General features: G+C 65.7%; 18 protein-coding genes and 1 tRNA gene. 13 read left to right on the top strand and 6 right to left on the bottom strand.

All coding sequences use genetic code 11. From position 1 onward, the window contains the following. Positions 1 to 3: 3 nt before the first annotated feature. Genes H4W26_RS00210 through H4W26_RS00200 form a run of 3 tightly spaced genes read left to right on the top strand, consistent with a single transcriptional unit; the run spans position 4 to position 2,932 of the window. The gene (locus H4W26_RS00210; protein ID WP_318779715.1) at positions 4 to 1,038 is read left to right on the top strand and encodes a FecCD family ABC transporter permease; all 1,035 of its coding nucleotides are present in this window, start codon (positions 4 to 6) and stop codon (positions 1,036 to 1,038) included. Continuing rightward, positions 1,035 to 2,138 (top strand): FecCD family ABC transporter permease, encoded by a 1,104-nt coding sequence (locus tag H4W26_RS00205; RefSeq protein WP_378626052.1) that lies wholly within the window; start codon positions 1,035 to 1,037, stop codon positions 2,136 to 2,138. The genes H4W26_RS00210 and H4W26_RS00205 overlap by 4 nt, the downstream gene beginning before the upstream one ends. Next, positions 2,135 to 2,932, top strand: a complete 798-nt coding sequence (locus H4W26_RS00200) for an ABC transporter ATP-binding protein (protein ID WP_192590201.1) — start codon at positions 2,135 to 2,137, stop codon at positions 2,930 to 2,932. Before H4W26_RS00205 ends, H4W26_RS00200 begins: the two co-directional genes overlap by 4 nt. 4 nt (positions 2,933 to 2,936) lie before the next feature. On the opposite strand, the gene H4W26_RS00195 is transcribed toward H4W26_RS00200, so the two are convergent. The 3 genes from H4W26_RS00195 to H4W26_RS00185 all read right to left on the bottom strand — a co-directional run bounded on the left by H4W26_RS00195 (position 2,937) and on the right by H4W26_RS00185 (position 5,009). Beyond that, positions 2,937 to 3,833: an alpha/beta hydrolase gene (locus tag H4W26_RS00195; RefSeq protein ID WP_192590200.1), complete on the bottom strand. Its 897-nt coding sequence runs from the start codon at positions 3,831 to 3,833 to the stop codon at positions 2,937 to 2,939. 28 nt (positions 3,834 to 3,861) lie between these two features. Further along, a complete protein-coding gene (locus H4W26_RS00190) occupies positions 3,862 to 4,632 on the bottom strand; it encodes a class I SAM-dependent methyltransferase (RefSeq protein WP_225939537.1) in 771 nt (256 codons plus the stop codon). A gap of 182 nt (positions 4,633 to 4,814) precedes the next feature. Continuing rightward, the gene (locus H4W26_RS00185) at positions 4,815 to 5,009 is read right to left on the bottom strand and encodes a hypothetical protein (protein ID WP_192590198.1); all 195 of its coding nucleotides are present in this window, start codon (positions 5,007 to 5,009) and stop codon (positions 4,815 to 4,817) included. Between the two features lie 112 nt (positions 5,010 to 5,121). Between H4W26_RS00185 and H4W26_RS00180 the strand changes: the two genes are divergently transcribed. Both H4W26_RS00180 and H4W26_RS00175 read left to right on the top strand, forming a co-directional pair. Beyond that, positions 5,122 to 5,523: a hypothetical protein gene (locus tag H4W26_RS00180; protein WP_192590197.1), complete on the top strand. Its 402-nt coding sequence runs from the start codon at positions 5,122 to 5,124 to the stop codon at positions 5,521 to 5,523. A 111-nt stretch (positions 5,524 to 5,634) separates the two neighbouring features. Next, on the top strand, positions 5,635 to 6,039 hold the full coding sequence (locus tag H4W26_RS00175; RefSeq protein WP_192590196.1) for a hypothetical protein: 405 nt from the start codon (positions 5,635 to 5,637) through the stop codon (positions 6,037 to 6,039). Positions 6,040 to 6,106: 67 nt separating this feature from the next. Here H4W26_RS00175 and H4W26_RS00170 read toward each other — a convergent pair whose 3' ends face one another. After that, positions 6,107 to 7,189, bottom strand: a complete 1,083-nt coding sequence (locus tag H4W26_RS00170) for an endonuclease/exonuclease/phosphatase family protein (RefSeq protein WP_192590195.1) — start codon at positions 7,187 to 7,189, stop codon at positions 6,107 to 6,109. A 36-nt stretch (positions 7,190 to 7,225) separates the two neighbouring features. Then, positions 7,226 to 7,468: a hypothetical protein gene (locus H4W26_RS00165; RefSeq protein WP_192590194.1), complete on the bottom strand. Its 243-nt coding sequence runs from the start codon at positions 7,466 to 7,468 to the stop codon at positions 7,226 to 7,228. A gap of 89 nt (positions 7,469 to 7,557) precedes the next feature. Between H4W26_RS00165 and H4W26_RS00160 the strand changes: the two genes are divergently transcribed. From H4W26_RS00160 to H4W26_RS00135, 6 genes are all read left to right on the top strand, one after another. Then, complete coding sequence (locus tag H4W26_RS00160) at positions 7,558 to 8,265, top strand: NUDIX hydrolase (RefSeq protein WP_192590193.1); 708 nt, start codon at positions 7,558 to 7,560, stop codon at positions 8,263 to 8,265. Further along, on the top strand, positions 8,262 to 9,539 hold the full coding sequence (gene nadA, locus H4W26_RS00155; protein WP_192590192.1) for a quinolinate synthase NadA: 1,278 nt from the start codon (positions 8,262 to 8,264) through the stop codon (positions 9,537 to 9,539). The genes H4W26_RS00160 and nadA overlap by 4 nt, the downstream gene beginning before the upstream one ends. A gap of 9 nt (positions 9,540 to 9,548) precedes the next feature. Then, positions 9,549 to 10,481: a carboxylating nicotinate-nucleotide diphosphorylase gene (gene nadC, locus H4W26_RS00150; protein WP_192590191.1), complete on the top strand. Its 933-nt coding sequence runs from the start codon at positions 9,549 to 9,551 to the stop codon at positions 10,479 to 10,481. Beyond that, positions 10,478 to 11,596, top strand: a complete 1,119-nt coding sequence (locus H4W26_RS00145) for a cysteine desulfurase family protein (RefSeq protein WP_192590190.1) — start codon at positions 10,478 to 10,480, stop codon at positions 11,594 to 11,596. The genes nadC and H4W26_RS00145 overlap by 4 nt, the downstream gene beginning before the upstream one ends. 82 nt (positions 11,597 to 11,678) lie before the next feature. Continuing rightward, positions 11,679 to 12,716 (top strand): L-glyceraldehyde 3-phosphate reductase, encoded by a 1,038-nt coding sequence (gene mgrA, locus H4W26_RS00140; RefSeq protein ID WP_192590189.1) that lies wholly within the window; start codon positions 11,679 to 11,681, stop codon positions 12,714 to 12,716. Positions 12,717 to 12,883: 167 nt separating this feature from the next. Beyond that, positions 12,884 to 12,960, top strand: a tRNA-Pro gene (locus H4W26_RS00135). Positions 12,961 to 14,039: 1,079 nt separating this feature from the next. Here the strand turns inward: H4W26_RS00135 and H4W26_RS00130 are convergent. Then, positions 14,040 to 14,291 (bottom strand): DUF4287 domain-containing protein, encoded by a 252-nt coding sequence (locus H4W26_RS00130; RefSeq protein WP_192590188.1) that lies wholly within the window; start codon positions 14,289 to 14,291, stop codon positions 14,040 to 14,042. A 242-nt stretch (positions 14,292 to 14,533) separates the two neighbouring features. Between H4W26_RS00130 and H4W26_RS00125 the strand changes: the two genes are divergently transcribed. Both H4W26_RS00125 and H4W26_RS00120 read left to right on the top strand, forming a co-directional pair. Beyond that, the gene (locus tag H4W26_RS00125) at positions 14,534 to 15,538 is read left to right on the top strand and encodes an ATP-binding cassette domain-containing protein (RefSeq protein WP_192590187.1); all 1,005 of its coding nucleotides are present in this window, start codon (positions 14,534 to 14,536) and stop codon (positions 15,536 to 15,538) included. Beyond that, on the top strand, positions 15,535 to 16,350 hold the full coding sequence (locus H4W26_RS00120; protein ID WP_192590186.1) for an ABC transporter permease: 816 nt from the start codon (positions 15,535 to 15,537) through the stop codon (positions 16,348 to 16,350). Before H4W26_RS00125 ends, H4W26_RS00120 begins: the two co-directional genes overlap by 4 nt. Positions 16,351 to 16,403 lie beyond the last annotated feature (53 nt).

Genomic DNA, 16,403 nt, shown 5'->3' with positions numbered 1-16,403 from the left:
TCGGTGACGGCGACGGATACGCTGCGCAGCGCCACCCTTGATCGCAATCGACGCAGGCGCATCTCTTACCTGCTCGCGATCACGGGCCTGCTTCTCGTGCTTGCCACAGCCTCCGTCGCCGTCGGTGTCCGGACCATTCCACTGAACGAGGTGCTCTCAGGAATCCAGGGTTCGGCGGAGGACCTTCAGCAGGCGGTCATCGACAAACGCGTCATCAGAACCGTGCTGGCGATCCTGCTCGGCGCAGCCCTCGGGGTCGCAGGGGCGGTGATGCAGGGCGTCACCCGCAACCCTCTGGCAGATCCCGGCATCCTCGGGGTGAACATGGGAGCGGCCCTGGCGGTGATGGTCGGCATCGCCTGGTTCGGCATGTACCAGCCTGCGAGCTTCGTCTGGGTAGGGATCCTGGGAGCCGGCGCGACCGCAGTGTTCGTCTACGTGGTGGGCTCGCTGGGACGCGGAGGCGCCACCCCGTTGAAGCTCGCACTCGCCGGCGCGGCGACCACGGTCGCGTTCTCCTCCTTCATCAGCGCGATCGTGCTGCCGCGCAATGACATCGCCGACGGGGTCCGCTCCTGGCAGATCGGCAACGTCTCCGGCGCGACGGTGGACAATGTGCTCACGTTCCTGCCCTTCTTCCTCGCAGGCATGGTGCTGTGCTGGGCGTCGGCACGCGGGTTGAACTCACTGGCGCTGGGCGACGACCTCGCCGCCGGCCTGGGTGAACACGTCGTCCTGACCCGGGCCGCGGCCTCAGCGGGCGCCGTCATCCTCTGCGGGGCCGCCACGGCGATCGCGGGTCCCATAGGCTTCGTCGGGCTCGTGATACCGCACGTCGTGCGACTCATGGTGGGCGTCGATCACCGGTGGATGATGCCGTTCTCCGCGCTGGGCGGCGCCGTGCTGCTCAGCGCGGCTGACATCCTCGGTCGGGTCGTCGCCAGACCGGCAGAGATCGACGTCGGCATCATCACCGCTCTGATCGGCGGCCCGTTCTTCATCTACATCGTCCGAAAGCACAGGGTCCGCGAACTGTGAACAGCCTCTCTCCAACAACCTGGCCCACACCCGCCGCCACCAGCCTCAGCGCCACCTCGAGCCCCGCCTCGAGCGTCACGGCCGAGACCATCGCGGCGTCGAGGCGCCACCGCATGCGCCGGCGCCGGAGTGTGATCCTCGCGCTCGGCGTCGCAGTCCTCGCCGTCTATCTGCTCTCACTGATGGTGGGGCGCACGTTCTACCCGCTGACCGACGTGATCCAGGTGGCTCTGGGGGCCGACGTCGAGGGGGCGAACTTCACCCTGGGCACGATCCGGCTGCCCCGGGCCACTCTGGCCGTCCTGGTCGGATTCTGCTTCGGCCTGGCCGGGGTCTCCTTCCAGACGATGCTGCGCAACCCCTTGGCGAGCCCGGACATCATCGGCATCAGCTCCGGAGCCAGCGCGGCCGCCGCCATCGCCATCATCTTCTTCTCGGCAAGCGGAGCGACAGTCTCGCTGGTCGCGATCAGTGCTGGTCTGGCCGTCGCGCTGCTCATCTACCTCCTGGCCTACCGCGATGGCGTCTCCGGCACGCGTCTGATCCTGATCGGCATCGGCATCACCGCCATGCTGGACAGCCTCATCGCCTATTCCCTCTCCCAGGCCGCTGAATGGGACCTGCAGGCAGCTATGCGGTGGCTCTCCGGCAGTCTCAACGGCGCCAGCTGGGATGCGACCATACCGGTGGCCATCGCCCTGCTGGTGCTTGGGCCGGTCCTGCTCGGTCAGGCGAAGAACATCGGGGCGCTGCAGCTCGGGGACGACACGGCTTCTGGTCTGGGAGTGCGCGTGGAGCAGACCCGGCTCTCGCTGATCCTCTGCGCAGTAGGCCTGATCGCTTTCGCCACGGCGGCGGCGGGGCCCATTGCCTTCGTCGCGTTCCTCTCCGGCCCGATCGCCGCCCGGCTGATCGGACCTCACGGGTCTCTGCTGCTGCCCTCGGCGCTGGTGGGCACGCTGCTGGTGCTCCTCGCGGACTTCACGGGTCAGTACCTCTTCGGCACCCGTTACCCGGTCGGCGTCGTGACCGGGGTTCTCGGCGCCCCCTATCTGATCTACCTCATTGTTCGCGCCCACCGCTCTGGAGGATCCATATGACCGCGACCCATACGCTCTCGGTCGACTCGCTGTCACTGGGATACGGCGAACAGACTGTCATCGAAGGCCTGGACCTGGACATTCTTCCCGGACGGATCACTGCCGTAGTGGGCGCCAATGCCTGCGGCAAATCCACGCTCCTGCGCTCTATGGCGCGGCTGCTTCGGCCGACGACGGGCCAGGTGCTCCTGGACGGCAAGAAGGTCCACCACACGCCGGCTCGGGAGCTCGCCCGGACCATGGGGCTCCTGCCCCAGTCCCCGATCGCGCCTGACGGCATCACGGTGGTGGATCTGGTCAGTCGAGGACGTCATCCCCACCAGGGATTCTTCTCACGATGGTCCGGCGAAGACGACGCCGCGGTGGCAGAAGCTTTGAACACCACTTCGACTGCGCACTTGGCGGAGCGCTCGGTCGATGAGCTCTCCGGGGGACAGCGCCAGCGTGTCTGGATCGCCATGGCGCTGGCGCAGCAGACCGATGTGCTGCTCCTCGACGAACCGACCACGTTCCTCGACGTCAGCCACCAGATCGAGGTGCTGGATCTCCTGACGGATCTGAACCGGGCCCGAGGCACGACGATCATCATGGTGCTTCATGATCTCAACCTGGCGGCGCGCTACGCGGACCACATCGCCGCGCTCGTGGAGAAGAACCTCTACGCCTCAGGCACCCCCGAGGAGGTGCTGACCGCGGAGATGGTGCGCGAGGTCTTCAGGCTCGAGAGTCAGATCATCACAGATCCGGTGTCACAGAAGCCGCTGATGCTTCCGATCGGACGCCACCACAGCTGAGGCTCTAGACCTGCTGCGCCCGTCGCACCGACTCGGCGATCCGCTGGTAGACCGGGAGCACCACCTCGCGCTGGGCACCGAGCATGTTGAACGCATGACCGACACCTGCGAGATCCACGTGATCGATCAGTGCGCCCGCGTCTCGCAGCCGTGCGGCGTAGCGGGCAGCCTCGTCTCGGAGGATGTCTTTCTCTGCCGAGACGATCAACGCCGGGGCGATTCCCGTCAGGTCTTCGGAGTCGGAAGCACCTGCTGGTGACGCGAGCCGGTCATGCCGCAGCGCGACGTTCGGGCAGTAGGCCTTGTTGAACACCGGCCCCATCCGGACCAGGAACTTCTCCTGACCGGGCGACCACTTCCGCGCGGACGGGATGGTGAGATCCAGCGCCGGGTACATCAGCACCTGCACATCGATGTGTGGCGCGCCGCGCTCCAGCGCCAGCCGAGCCGCGCCGGCGGCGAGGGCGCCGCCAGCAGACTGACCTCCCACGGCCACCCTGGCGCCCTCCCACGGGCGCTGGGCTGAAGCAGCCCACGCGACAACGTCGTAGGCCTGCTCCACCGGCCCGGGGAAACGGGACTGTGGCGAGGGGATGTAGTCCACGTTGAGCACCGTCACCTGGGCGTGGTGGGCGATGAACCGGCACAGCGGGTCATCCTGTTCCGGATGTCGCATCACGAAGCCGCCGCCGTGGAAGTTCACATAGACTCCCCTCCCGGCGGCACCACCCGGTGGGGAGTAGGAGGTCGCGCACAGCTCGCCGTGCCGGGTGGGCACGGTGATCTCCTCGGTGACGGCCGGGATCTCTGCGAAAGCGACCTCGGCCGGGAGCCGCGAAGGCCCCGGCGCCTTCTGCAACAGCCGCGCCAGCCCGTCGGCGAGCCACTGGGGCATGGGCATGTCGGCTCCTCTCCTTCGGTGGTGCTGCTCATTCTGCCGCAGTGCACACCCAGATGATCCGGTTTGCTCGGGGTTCGAGGACCAGGTCCTCAGTGGATGTACCCACCAGGTGGGTGAGCACAGCACGATCCTCCGCGGCGAGGTTCTCGAGGCGCAACAGACGCGCGAGCCAGTGCTGCGCGTTCTCCCGGGCGGCGGCGGTGACAGGGGCCCGGGTACTCTGTGCGGTCTTGGTCACGGTGAACCCCGCGTCCTCGAGGGTGTTGGTCCAGTCCTCGTACTGATTCCACCCCTGCGCCTCCGCCGCTTCGTGACACCGTTGTTCCAGCGCCGCATGCTCGGGTGCACTGAGAAATGTGGGAAGAGTCGCAAGTTCGACGACGACCAGGGTCCCTCTCGGTGCGAGCGCGTTCCGAATCTCGGAGAGCAGCTGAGCGGGCTCGGTGACGTGGTGCAAGGAGGAGGCTGCCCAGACCAGGTCGACGGGCTGCTCGGAGATGTGCGGGAAGCCCTGATCCAGGTCTGCCGCCACTGAGGTGAACCCATGAGACTCCAGAAGACCGAGCATCTCGGGGTCGTTGTCCACCGCGATCACTTCGGCCTCGGGGAATCGTTCGCGCAGGAGCCTGCTGCCGGTGCCGGTGCCGGCTCCGAGATCGACGACGACGCGGGCGTCGGTCACGCCGGAAAGGTCAAGCGCCGCGGTGAGTCCAGCCTCGAAAACCTCCGCGTCCAGATCGAGGGCACGGCGGAGTTCGTGATTCGCTGACTGAGCGTGAGTGTAACGGTTCATGCTCATACCGTAGGCGCGAACCTCGCGATCGGCAGCCGGTCTTGCTGTTTCCGCAATAACTGGGTCGACAGAGCATTGCCCCAGCAAGGCACGATTACTTTCCACTCTGCCGAATCTTCTTCGCTGCGATGTGATCGGGAAAGTCCTCGTCGCCGATACCGCCCGGCTCGTAGAAAGATTCAACGAAGTTAGTTGCGCGCGGCCGCCTCCAGTTCTCTCCTTGTCATGAGGGCGCCCAGGGGAGCACACCCGACCGGGAAGCCGTACGTCCCCTCAGCCGGCCCATTGAGCCAGTGGAAGTCATAGCTCATGTGACCGTCCGGCTGGACTCTTTCGCTCACCCAAAATCGCTCATCGTTGAGCAGCAGCTCGAATGACTCCATGAGCACATTGTATTCACGCTTTCCAGCGGTTCTCGGCCACACTAGGGACCCCCTCTTGGCCTGCTGGTTTGAATTGATTCTCGTATTCTCCGCTATGTGTAAGCATGGAGCTGTGAGACAAAAAACCATACGCACCGGCGCATTGTTCTCTGTCCTTGTTCTGACGAACTTCGCGACGACCTCCTGCGGCGGCGTGGAGCCTGACGACACGTATGACAACATCGAAGATTTACGTGTCGCCCTGGATTCCGGAGGATTCTCCTGTGAGGTTCTCCAAACTCAGCACGAATTCGACGGTTATGGGGAGAGCATGAGCTGCGCCGAGGGGCACTCGATCATCGTGTGGGATCGGGATCTGCCCACTGGAATGCAGGATCTCAGCGAAGGGGAGATCGGCACTACGCGGCATCTTCGTGGAGAGAATTGGGACGTTTCCTCGTCCAACTCCGCACTGCTCAATGACATGCAGGAGACCGTCGGCGGGGAGCGGACCTCCCGCGGTTTCAAGCATTAATGCGGTGCTCCTCAGCGGGAAAACGTCTGAGGAGATTCTTATAGGGCCGTGGGGCCCGGTAATGTCCGCCAGATCTAGCGAAACTCATTTCAGCTATGCCAGGATCACCTGATGGCTTCCAAATATTCCATTGCCATCCTCGCCGTGGCAGGCTTGGCTCTCGCCTCTGTTTCCGGGTGCGCCGGTCCCTACAGGGATCTAGACGAGGACTCCTTGTCCGAACGGGAAGTTCCTGATTCATTGCCCGAGTACGCGCTGGAAGATTTCGATCATGACACCACGCGCTGGGTTGGCGAGTACAAGGAAGATCAGCTGTGGTTGAGCGAGGGTACGGCGACTCGCAGCGTCTGTCTGCTCGTGTACCCCGATGACGAGAACTGGATCGCAGGCTGCGGAGGGCTGCAGCTAGGCCTCGGCCGAGGTGCCGGCGCGGAGTACTTGGTCCTGCCTGACGACACAGACCCACCCAGCGACGCGACGGCGATCTCCTCCAACGTCTATGTTTTAGGTGATTGAACAGCTCGAGTCAGCAATGGAGCCAACGCGGAGGGGTGCCGACCTCAAGTCGTGAGGCCTTCGTCCTTCATTGGGCCCGAATAATCTCGGCCACGACCGGTCGATGGTCGCTTCGAGCCGCGTCTTCGTCCGCGAGGACCTCGAAGCTCGTAGTCTTCCAACGGGCTCCCGTCAGCACATGGTCGATCGGTGCCCCGACAATCTTCGGCACGCTTGTGGGCCACGTGCCGATGGCACCTGATCCGACGGCAGCCGCAGAATCCTCACAGACTCCGAGCTGACCTTGGGGCGCGGCGTCGTCAGCCCAGTGGTCGATGGTGGAGTTGAAGTCGCCGGCCATCACCACGTTGGGACCGCACTGTTGGGCCGCCCACCCGAGTCCGCCGCGCCACTCACCCATCATCTCCGGCAGCGGTGGCGCCGCATGCACGGCGACGAACACCGGCAGCGTCGCGTCCTCCGACCGCCAGACACCGCTGGGCAGCCTGGGTGTGCTGCCCGCCTCGGGATCGTGGTGATACTCCCCCAGCTCAGCGCCGAGGATCAACGCCGTCGGGGTGCTTCCACGCCCCGTGTCTCCGTCGGTCACGTCCCAGGAATACTCGTGCCCAGCCTCTGCCAGCAGCGTCGCCACCTCGCTGGCCGTCTCCGGGGTGGTCTCGGGAAGCATGGCCGCGTCCACGCCATGGTCGAGGATCACGCCGGCGATCTGCGCAGCTGAGGCTCCACCGCCCTGGGTGTTCCACCCCAGGACCGTGAGATGCGCGTCCCCGAGGTCAGTCCCGCCGACATCTCCCCCGCCGTCCCGCTGATCTGAGGCTGACGCGACGGCAGTCCCACGGTCCAGCACCACACTGAGATTCCAGATGCTTCCCGCCAACAACACCATGAGCACCACCAGCAGCGGGGTGCGAAGCTTCTTGGCAGCCAGAGACAGTCCCCCGGTGAGCAGGACCAGCACGCCCAACACCAGGGCGAGCGCTCCACGGAAGGAGATCATCTGCGCAGTGCCCAACACCTGCTGGACGTTGAAGAGTCGCGGTTCCACCGCGAGCGCGACGAGCAGCGCAGCGACCGCTCCCACCGCAACGGCGATGATCCAACGAGAGCGCTGGGAACTGCGCCCGGTCACGGGGCGGTCGCTGGGCATCACGGACAGCCTCCACGGGCGATGCAACGTCGGCCGCTACTCTCCGGCGCGGACGGAATCGGAGGAGCCGCGACGGGCCCGGTCCGCAGTCCAGCGCGCGAGGCCCCAGGTCACCAGCATCGAGAGGGCGACCGCAATCAGCCAACGCAGCAACATCGGCATCTCGGTGTTGACGTCCAGCAGGACGTTGACCGCGAGCGCCACGATCACGCTGATGACGACTGTCAGGTATTGACGCATGAGCCCATGTTCCCAGATTCCATCGACGGCGCGGGTCATCCCCTCGGTGGACCTCGCCGAGCACTTCAGGTTGACGTGACCTTATGAACTGGACCATAGTGTCACTGTCACCTTAAGGAGTCTGAGCCATGGCTGCGCCGTCGAACCTGCAGATCGAACTCGCCGTGAGCACGGTCGTCTTCGCCTTGCGCCCACATCCCGAAACGGGCGAGCTGACCCTCTGGCTGCCTCTGGTGCGCCGCATCCGTGAACCCTTCCTCGGCCAGTGGGCTCTACCGGGCGGACCGCTGCAGCCTGACCAGGACCTGGTCAGCTCTGCTCGGGCCACGCTGCTGGACACCACCGGCCTCGCGCCCCGGCACCTGGAGCAGCTCTACGCCTTCGGAGACGTGGACCGCTCCCCCTCCAGCACCCGCGTGGTCTCCATCGTCTACTGGGCGCTGGTCCGCGCGGATGAGGACACCGCGGCGGTGGAGGGCGAGAACCTCGAATGGTTCCCGGCCGATGACATCGCTGAGGAGGCCGGAGTGCTGGCCTTCGATCACGGCGTGATCCTGGCCTACGCGCTGGACCGGCTGCGCGCGAAGGTCACCTACTCCCCCATCGCGCACGCGTTCCTCCCGGAACGCTTTCCGCTGGCCGAGCTGCGGCGGGTCTATGAGGCGATCCTGAACCGGGCGCTGGATCCGTCGAACTTCCGCCGCCAGATCCTCGCGCAGGCCACCGTGGAAGATACCGGCGAGCGGATGACCGGCACCGCTCACCGCCCGCCGAAGCTCTACCGTTCGACTCCGCACCGCACCCGCTACACCCTCACCATCCAGGAGACGCCATGACCGCCTCGGTCAACGACCTGATCACCCTGACACCCAAGGACAGCTGCAACACCAAGCTGGTCGCGGGCCCCTGGGACTTCGACACCGTGCCGGGATACGGGCCCGGCTCCTCCCAGGCCGACCAGCTCCCGGACCCGGTCTCCCGCCCGGGGCAGCTGCCCGAGCGCTACCAGCTGATGAGTGACACCGAGCTGGACGAGCGAATCGTCGCCGCGAAGGCCACCCTCGGTGAGGAGCTGGTCATTCTGGGTCACTTCTACCAGCGTGATGAGGTCGTGAAGTACGCGGACTTCGTCGGGGACTCTTTCCAGCTGGCCAAGGCCGCGCTGAGCAGGCCGAAGGCCAAGACGATCGTCTTCTGCGGGGTGCACTTCATGGCCGAGACCGCAGACATCCTCTCCGAGTCGGACCAGACGGTGATCCTGCCCAACCTCGCCGCCGGCTGCTCCATGGCGGATATGGCCGATGAGTCCTCGGTGGAGACCGCCTGGGAAGAGATCTGCGAGACCTATGGTGTGGATCCGGAGCACGTGGTCCCGGACGCTGAAGGCAAGCTGCCCATCCTCCCGGTGACCTATATGAACTCCTCCGCCGCGCTGAAGGCCTTCTGCGGACGGCACGGCGGGATCGTGTGCACCTCCTCAAATGCCGCCACGGTGCTGGAATGGGCTTTCGAGCGCGCCCACCGGGTGCTGTTCTTCCCGGACCAGCACCTGGGACGCAACACCGCCAAGGCCATGGGGGTAGCGCTGGAGCAGATGCCCATGTGGAACCCGCGCAAGGCCCTCGGTGGGAACACGGAGGAGCAGCTGCGCGAGGCGAAGGTCCTGCTCTGGCACGGATTCTGCTCGGTGCACAGGCGTTTCACCGTGGACCAGATCACTCAGGCCCGGGCCGCGGACCCCCAGGTGAAGATCATCGTGCATCCCGAGTGCCCGATGGAGGTGGTCGACGCCGCGGACGCGTCCGGCTCCACCGACGCGATCCAGAAGTTCATCGCCGCCGCCTCCCCCGGAGACAGCATCGGGATCGGCACCGAGATCAACATGGTCAACCGGCTCGCCGCCCAATACCCGGACCGCAGCATCTTCTGCCTGGACCCGGTGATCTGCCCCTGCTCCACCATGTATCGCATCCACCCGGGCTACCTCGCCTGGGTGCTCGAGGAACTGGTCGAGGGCCGCGTGAACAACCAGATCAGCGTGGATCCGAAGGTCTCGAGCCACGCGAAGATCGCACTGGACCGGATGCTCGCCGCGAAGCCGAAGGCCTGAAGGGACATCGTGGACACCCAGCTCTCCGCCCGTGAGATCGATGCGGTCATCACCCTCGCGCTGGCCGAGGACATGCCCTTCGGCGATCTCACCAGCACAGCCTTCGTGCCTGCCGATGCCACCGCCCACGCCCAGCTGGTGGCGCGGGAGCCCGGCGTCCTGGCCGGCGGGGAGATCTTCGCCCGCACCTTCGCCGCGGTGGATCCGAGCGTCGTCGTGAGTCTCGAGGCCGACGACGGCGCACGATTCGGTCCTGGGGATGTTCTGGCCTCCGTACAGGGCCCGGCTCGGGCGGTCCTTGGCGCCGAACGGGTGGCGCTGAATCTGATCCAGCGGCTCTCCGGGGTGGCCACGCTGACCAGCGAGTACGTGGCGGCCGTCGCCGGCACAAGTGTCCGGGTCACCGATACGCGCAAGACGACTCCCGGGCTGCGCGCTCTGGAGCGTCACGCCGTGCGGTGCGGCGGCGGACACAACCACCGGTTCTCCCTCTCCGACGCGGTCATGGCCAAGGACAACCACCTGGCGCTGGTGGGAGATTCCCCGGAGGCGCTGACGGCGTCGATCAGGGCTGCCCGCGAGCGCCTGCCGCACACGACCCATATCGAGGTGGAGGTGGACCGGGTCGAGCAGATCCACGCCGTGCTGGCCGGCGGGGCGGACACCATCATGCTGGACAACTTCTCGCTGGAGGAGCTGCGTCGTGGGGTGGCACTCATCGGGGATCTGGCTCGGGTGGAGGCCTCCGGCGGGGTGAGTCTGGAGACCATCGGGGCGATCGCAGCGACAGGTGTGGACATCATCAGTGTCGGAGCGCTGACCCACGGGGCTCGAGCGCTGGACCTGGGACTGGACATGGGTGTGGGTGAGGCAGCCCGGGCCTCGCTCGATCCGCGACCGGCAGGCCAGGAGTCTCCGGACCAGGAGTCATCCCGCCCATGATCTACCTGGATGAGTCCGCCTCCGCTCCGGTCCGCCGCGAGGTCCTCGAGGCGATGTGGCCCCATCTCACCGGCTACGCCAACCCCTCCAGCGTGCATGAGCCCGGGGCTGCGGCCTCCCGGGCGTTGGAGGCTGCCCGCGCGGAGGTCGCCGAATACCTCAACGCCCGCTCAGCCGAGATCATCTTCACCTCCGGCGGCACCGAGTCGGACAATGCCGCGCTGAAGGGCATCGCGCTCGCAGACCCCCGCGGGCGCCATGTGCTGGTCTCCGCGCAGGAGCACCCAGCGGTGAGCGAGTCGGCGGCCTGGCTGGGCAGGATGGGCTACGAGGTGGAGACGGTCCCGGTGGACCGGGACGGGCTCGTCTCCCCCGCGGCGCTCGCGGAGCGGCTGCGTCAGGACACCACCCTGGTGTCCATCCACTACGCGAACAACGAGGTCGGCACGGTCCAGGACGTCAGCGCCCTGGCGTCGCTGTGCGCGGAACACCGCATCCCGTTCCATACCGACGCGGTGCAGGCCGCGGGGACACTCCCCCTGGATGTGCAGGGTCTCGGGGTCAATGCGATGAGCCTTGCCGGACACAAGCTCGGCACACCCAAGGGCAGCGGGGTGCTGTACCTGCGCCGTCGGACGCCTTTTGAACCGCTGATCCACGGTGGCGGCCAGCAGCGAGACCTGCGCTCCGGGACCGAGAACGTCGCAGGGGCAGTGGGGATCGCCACCGCTCTGCGACTGGCTGCCGCTTCAGAGGTAGAGGTTTTGGCGCGGAAGCGGGATGGGTTCGTCGCGGCGGTCGAGTCCGGCGTGCCGGGTGCGCGGCTCACCGGTCACCGGTCCCAGCGGCTGGCCGGGCACGCCTCCTTCGTGCTGCCCGGACGCAGCGGAGAGTCCACACTGCTGGATCTGGAGCGCCACGGCATCTTCTGTTCCTCCGGCTCGGCCTGTGCGGCAGGGTCTGATGAGCCCAGTCCGGCGCTGCACGCCATGGGGTACTCCGATGCCGAGGCCCAGACGGCGGTGCGGTTCAGCTTCGGTGAGGCCGTGAGTGCTGCCGAGCTGGACCTGGCCGCGCGAGCGCTTTCTGGTCATGGAGTCGCGGCACAGGCGTAAGGTGATCGAGGGCCTGCCTCCTGTGCTGATCGGCGGGCTTCGCGATCTTTGAACACCGACACCTCGAATTCCAGGAGCCACCATGTACGTTCCCGCTGAAGACCGCTACGACAACGCGGAGTACCGCCGCGTGGGCCGCTCCGGCCTGGTGCTTCCCCCGCTCTCGCTGGGGCTGTGGCACAACTTCGGTGACGACTTCGCCCTGGAGAATCAGCGCGAGATCATTCACACGGCATTCGACCACGGGATCACCCACTTCGATCTGGCCAACAACTACGGGCCGCCTCCAGGCTCGGCGGAGATCAACTTCGGCCGGATCCTGCGCGAGGATTTCGCGGGACTGCGCGATGAGCTGATCATCTCGACGAAGGCCGGCTGGACGATGTGGCCCGGTCCCTACGGCGGACCCACCGGCAGCCGGAAGCACCTGCTCTCCAGCCTGGACCAGTCGCTGAGCCGCATGGGCCTGGACTACGTGGACATCTTCTACTCGCACCGCCCAGACGCAGACACCCCGCTGGAAGAGACCATGTCCGCGCTGGACACGGCCGTCCGTTCCGGCAAGGCGCTCTACGCCGGCATCTCCTCCTACTCCGCCGAGGACACCCGCAAGGCCGCGGCGATCCTGAAGGACCTGGGCACGCCGCTGCTGATCCACCAGCCCTCGTACTCGATGCTGAACCGCTGGATCGAGACCGAGGGTCTGCTCGACGCGGTCGAGGAGGTCGGCGCGGGAGTCATCGGCTTCAGCGCACTGGCGCAGGGAATGCTGACCGATAAGTACCTCAACGGGGTGCCCTCGGATTCCCGCGCGGCCACCAAGGGGTCCTTCCGCGATGACTTCCTCACCGAGGAGAACCTCCAGCACATCCGTGCGCTCAACGACATCGCCTCAGCTCGTGGACAGAGCCTGGCACAGATGGCGCTGGCCTGGGCGCTGCGCGACGAGCGGGTGACTTCCCTCGTCATCGGCGCCAGCCGCGCCGAACAGCTCAAGAGCAACCTGGCGGCGCTGGACCAGCGCAGCTTCTCCCAGGAGGAGCTCGACGCGATCGACGAGCACGCAGTCGACGGCGGCATCGATATCTGGGGATCGGCTCGCAAGAGCACCTCAAGCTGATATCTAGCTGAGGCCGGGTCGGTGAGTGGGGTGCGGGCGCGACCTGCGCCCCACCCGCCGATCCGCTCCAGCAGGGTCTGTCTGCGTGGGCCGAGGTCGATGCGGCTCCGAGCCACATCATGCGGTAGACTTTCCTGGTGCTTCCGGCGGCTTCGCTGGAAGGATTTCGGGCTATAGCGCAGCTTGGTAGCGCGTCCGTCTGGGGGACGGAAGGTCGTGGGTTCAAATCCCGCTAGCCCGACCATGTGATGTCTCAGTACATCGGAAAGGCCCTGAACCCACGGTTCAGGGCCTTTCTTCTTACCCGGATCCACGGGGCTGGTAGTCCCGTGTGGGATCAAGGAACAGTTCTCTCAAGACCTCTCCGGTGCGTTTGTCCGCGATGATCACATGGCGATCTCTGATGAACGTCCCCGCGGGGGTCCCCGCATGGATTCGATCGATCCCGATGTGTCTCATTCACCCGTCGTAGGCCAGCTCTCGATGGATCTCCACCCCGCCGGGTATCCGCGCAGAGTCTGCTCCGGCAACAGCACCGCTGGCCCGACGTACGCGAAGATCCTCGGGTTCTTTCAGATATAGGGAAGCAGAGGCCTTCGTCCTATCCCCGGGCAATTTGTCTCAGCTCACCACATGGCCTCGGAGCCCCACTTCAACACTCCTCGCGTCATAGTTTCAGTAAAGATCACCCACCCCTGACGGTTGGGAAAATAGCATGACGAAACTCGCACATATAGACAAAAGTTCATATAGCCTGTTCTTTGATCTCCACTGTGACTAAGAACACGAGCCCCCATGCAGAAGCTATCCCTGTCGCTTACCACTCGCCTCATCCGCGCGCTCAAAAGCAAGAGTTTCCAAGGCATACCAACCGAGGCGACTCTCGACGGATATACGGTCCGAGTTCGCGGAATCGACATCCTCACCGGCGCACCGCAGGGCTACCGGCCCACAACTATCGAAGTCTGGCACGGGTCCATCAGCCACTCTGCCCCATTCCAGGTACATGACCCGCGTTGGCCAAAGTCCCAATGGAACATGCTGCACGCCGCTCTCAGCCAGTGTCTCAACGTCAAGCCACCCGCCCACTATCGGTAATTCGGTTGAGCCACCCGGTGGGACGACATTCGGTCAAATGAAACAAGACCGGCCAGTGGGCCAGCTGAGTGTCCTACACCCATGAAAGTCTTGGGACTCTGATCTTCCGAACCTGGGAACAGTGGACGCGACGGTGCACCGGTCGACCAAGACGCGGATGATCACAACTTGATAGCTCTCAACAGGAAACACCTCGGACCTTTCGGTTCGGGGTTTTTCATCTCTCTACTCGGCAAGCTTCGCCTTCACGTAGGCGACGATCGCGTTGGCATGACCGTGCCCGAGCTGGTGCTTCTCCTTCAGGTGATTCACCGTCTCCATGTGGGAGAGCCCGCTGTCCAGCAGCTGCACCGCCAGGTCGATCCAGTGCTGCATGGGTTCACCGTACTTCTCCTCAATGCTGGGGAAATAAGACGCTGGCCCCTTGGGCTTCTGGGAGGCGCTGATCTGCGGTGCGGTGACGCGGCTCTGGCTCATGAGGGGATTATGGACCGCAGCACGCACGGACCGCCAGTGCAATGGTCCGCGACCAGCAGAGAATTTGCTGGTCGCGCGGCCGCCGAAGTCGCTTGGCCTGGGAGGCAGATACACCTGACCGGCCCACCGGCATTGCCGGACGAATCACCGCGCTTCTATTCTTAGCCATCCGAAGACTTCGGCGCCGCGCAGAATCAACGTTGCCTGGCACACGACTCGTTGCATTCTGAAGGGACCCGATCATGGCGTCGAGCGAGACAGCGATCAGCGCAGAAGGTGTGGAGCGGCGCTTCGGCGACCTAGCCGCCGTCGACGGTGTCAGCCTGGAGGTCAAGACCGGCGAGATCTATGGATTCCTCGGTCCCAACGGTGCCGGAAAGTCCACACTCACCCGGGTGCTCTGTACCTTGCTGAAACCCTCGGCGGGCCGCGCGAGCGTCGCCGGCTACGACGTCGAAACCCAGCCCGGAGAGGTCCGGCTGCGCGCCGGCGTCGCCCTGCAGGAGGCCGCCCTGGATGATAAGCAGACCGGGGCGGAGATGCTGGCGCTTCAGGGCAGGTTCTACGGACTCACCGCCAAAGCCACCAAGGCCCGGGTGGACCAGCTGATCACCCTCGTGGACATCGGAGACGCGCTCGACCGACGGATCGGCACCTACTCCGGAGGCATGAAGCGGCGCCTGGACCTCGCGCTGGCGCTGGTCCATGATCCCCAGGTCCTCTTCCTCGACGAACCGACCACCGGATTGGACCCGGTCAGCCGCGCAAAGGTCTGGCAGGAGGTCCGCCGGTTGAACGACGACCTTGGGATGACGGTCTTCCTCACCACCCAGTACCTGGAGGAGGCCGATGAGCTCGCCGACCGGGTGGGCATCATCAACCAGGGCAAGCTGGTCGCCGAGGGGACACCTACCGAGCTCAAGCGCCTGATCGGCACAGATGTGGTGATCGTGACCGTGGAGGGTGATCCTGTGCTGACTCGAGAAGCGCTGGATCCCCTGCCCATGGTGGAGCACATTGAGGTGAACGGGCCATCGCTGACCTTGAGCGTCTCCGACGGTCCTTCGGCCATCAGCCCGATCGCCGTGGCTCTGGCCCAGGTGACCGAGATCGACGTCATCGAGCTCTCCCTGCGCCGACCCTCGCTCGATGATGTCTTCCTCTCCGTCACCGGTGAGCGCATCGCCGATTCCAGCGCGTTCATGGCCAGCGCCTCCGCCTCGCAGAACCCCCAGGAGCCGAAGTGAACTCATCCACCACCGCCGCTGCTCCCCCGGTCACTCGGATCGAACCGAAGAACGCCGGGTTCCTCCGAGACCTGACCTCCGTGGCATACCGGGCGCTGCGCGCGATCCCGCGAGATCCAGCCGCAGTGATCCCCGCGCTGATCATCCCGCTGTTCTTCTTCGTGGTGAACATCGGCGCCCTGGAATCGGTGGCACAGGGCATCGGCGTGGAAGACTTTCGCGCCTTCCAGCTCCCCGTGGCCATCGTCTTCGCCGTCACCGGCGTCTCCCGGGCGAGCGACCTGGTCACCGATATCAGCAGCGGCTATTTCGACCGGTTGCTGCTCACCCCGATGAGCCGGACCGCGCTCCTCCTGGGACTCATGGTCGCCGATCTCGCGCTGGTGATGGCGCTCTGCGTCCCGGTGCTGATCCTGGGATTCCTGGTGGGGGTAGAGTTCGCGACCGGAGTGCTCGGCGCCCTCGCCTTCGTCCTGATCGGAGGGCTCTGGGGCCTGGCCTTCACCGGCTTCCCCTACGCCATCGCGCTGCGCACGGGCAGCCCGGCGGCGGTGAACTCCTCGTTCCTGCTGTTCTTCCCCTTCGCCTTCCTCACCACGTCGTTCCTTCCGCTGGACGCACTGACCGGGTGGCTCGCCGCCATCGCCGACTACAACCCGATCACCTACCTGTTGGCGACGCTGCGCTCGCTGCTCTCGGAAGGGTGGATCTGGGCAGACCTCTGGCCGGGACTGCTGGCGATCTTCATCGTGGGCGCGCTGAGCTTCACGCTCGCCTTCGGGGCCCTGCGCGGACGAGTCTCTCGCGGCTGATCGACCCTTCAGCGTTTTACCTCCCCTAACGTGGTTTACCGGCCCGACGGTCG

It is taken from the genome of Nesterenkonia halotolerans (assembly GCF_014874065.1).
In the GTDB taxonomy this organism is placed as follows: Bacteria; Actinomycetota; Actinomycetes; order Actinomycetales; family Micrococcaceae; genus Nesterenkonia; species Nesterenkonia halotolerans.
This window is presented reverse-complemented; position numbering and strand designations above follow the sequence as displayed.

What these genes read in the sequence shown, in the direction of transcription:
- H4W26_RS00185 (WP_192590198.1), bottom strand. Translation starts at nt 5,009, where the DNA reads ATGGAGTCATTCGAGCTGCTGCTCAACGATGAGCGATTTTGGGTGAGC.
- nadA (WP_192590192.1), top strand. Translation starts at nt 8,262, where the DNA reads ATGACCGCCTCGGTCAACGACCTGATCACCCTGACACCCAAGGACAGC.
- H4W26_RS00130 (WP_192590188.1), bottom strand. Translation starts at nt 14,291, where the DNA reads ATGAGCCAGAGCCGCGTCACCGCACCGCAGATCAGCGCCTCCCAGAAG.
- H4W26_RS00175 (WP_192590196.1), top strand. Translation starts at nt 5,635, where the DNA reads ATGGCTTCCAAATATTCCATTGCCATCCTCGCCGTGGCAGGCTTGGCT.
- H4W26_RS00200 (WP_192590201.1), top strand. Translation starts at nt 2,135, where the DNA reads ATGACCGCGACCCATACGCTCTCGGTCGACTCGCTGTCACTGGGATAC.
- H4W26_RS00145 (WP_192590190.1), top strand. Translation starts at nt 10,478, where the DNA reads ATGATCTACCTGGATGAGTCCGCCTCCGCTCCGGTCCGCCGCGAGGTC.
- H4W26_RS00190 (WP_225939537.1), bottom strand. Translation starts at nt 4,632, where the DNA reads ATGAGCATGAACCGTTACACTCACGCTCAGTCAGCGAATCACGAACTC.
- H4W26_RS00125 (WP_192590187.1), top strand. Translation starts at nt 14,534, where the DNA reads ATGGCGTCGAGCGAGACAGCGATCAGCGCAGAAGGTGTGGAGCGGCGC.
- H4W26_RS00195 (WP_192590200.1), bottom strand. Translation starts at nt 3,833, where the DNA reads ATGCCCATGCCCCAGTGGCTCGCCGACGGGCTGGCGCGGCTGTTGCAG.
- mgrA (WP_192590189.1), top strand. Translation starts at nt 11,679, where the DNA reads ATGTACGTTCCCGCTGAAGACCGCTACGACAACGCGGAGTACCGCCGC.
- H4W26_RS00160 (WP_192590193.1), top strand. Translation starts at nt 7,558, where the DNA reads ATGGCTGCGCCGTCGAACCTGCAGATCGAACTCGCCGTGAGCACGGTC.
- H4W26_RS00165 (WP_192590194.1), bottom strand. Translation starts at nt 7,468, where the DNA reads ATGACCCGCGCCGTCGATGGAATCTGGGAACATGGGCTCATGCGTCAA.
- H4W26_RS00170 (WP_192590195.1), bottom strand. Translation starts at nt 7,189, where the DNA reads ATGCCCAGCGACCGCCCCGTGACCGGGCGCAGTTCCCAGCGCTCTCGT.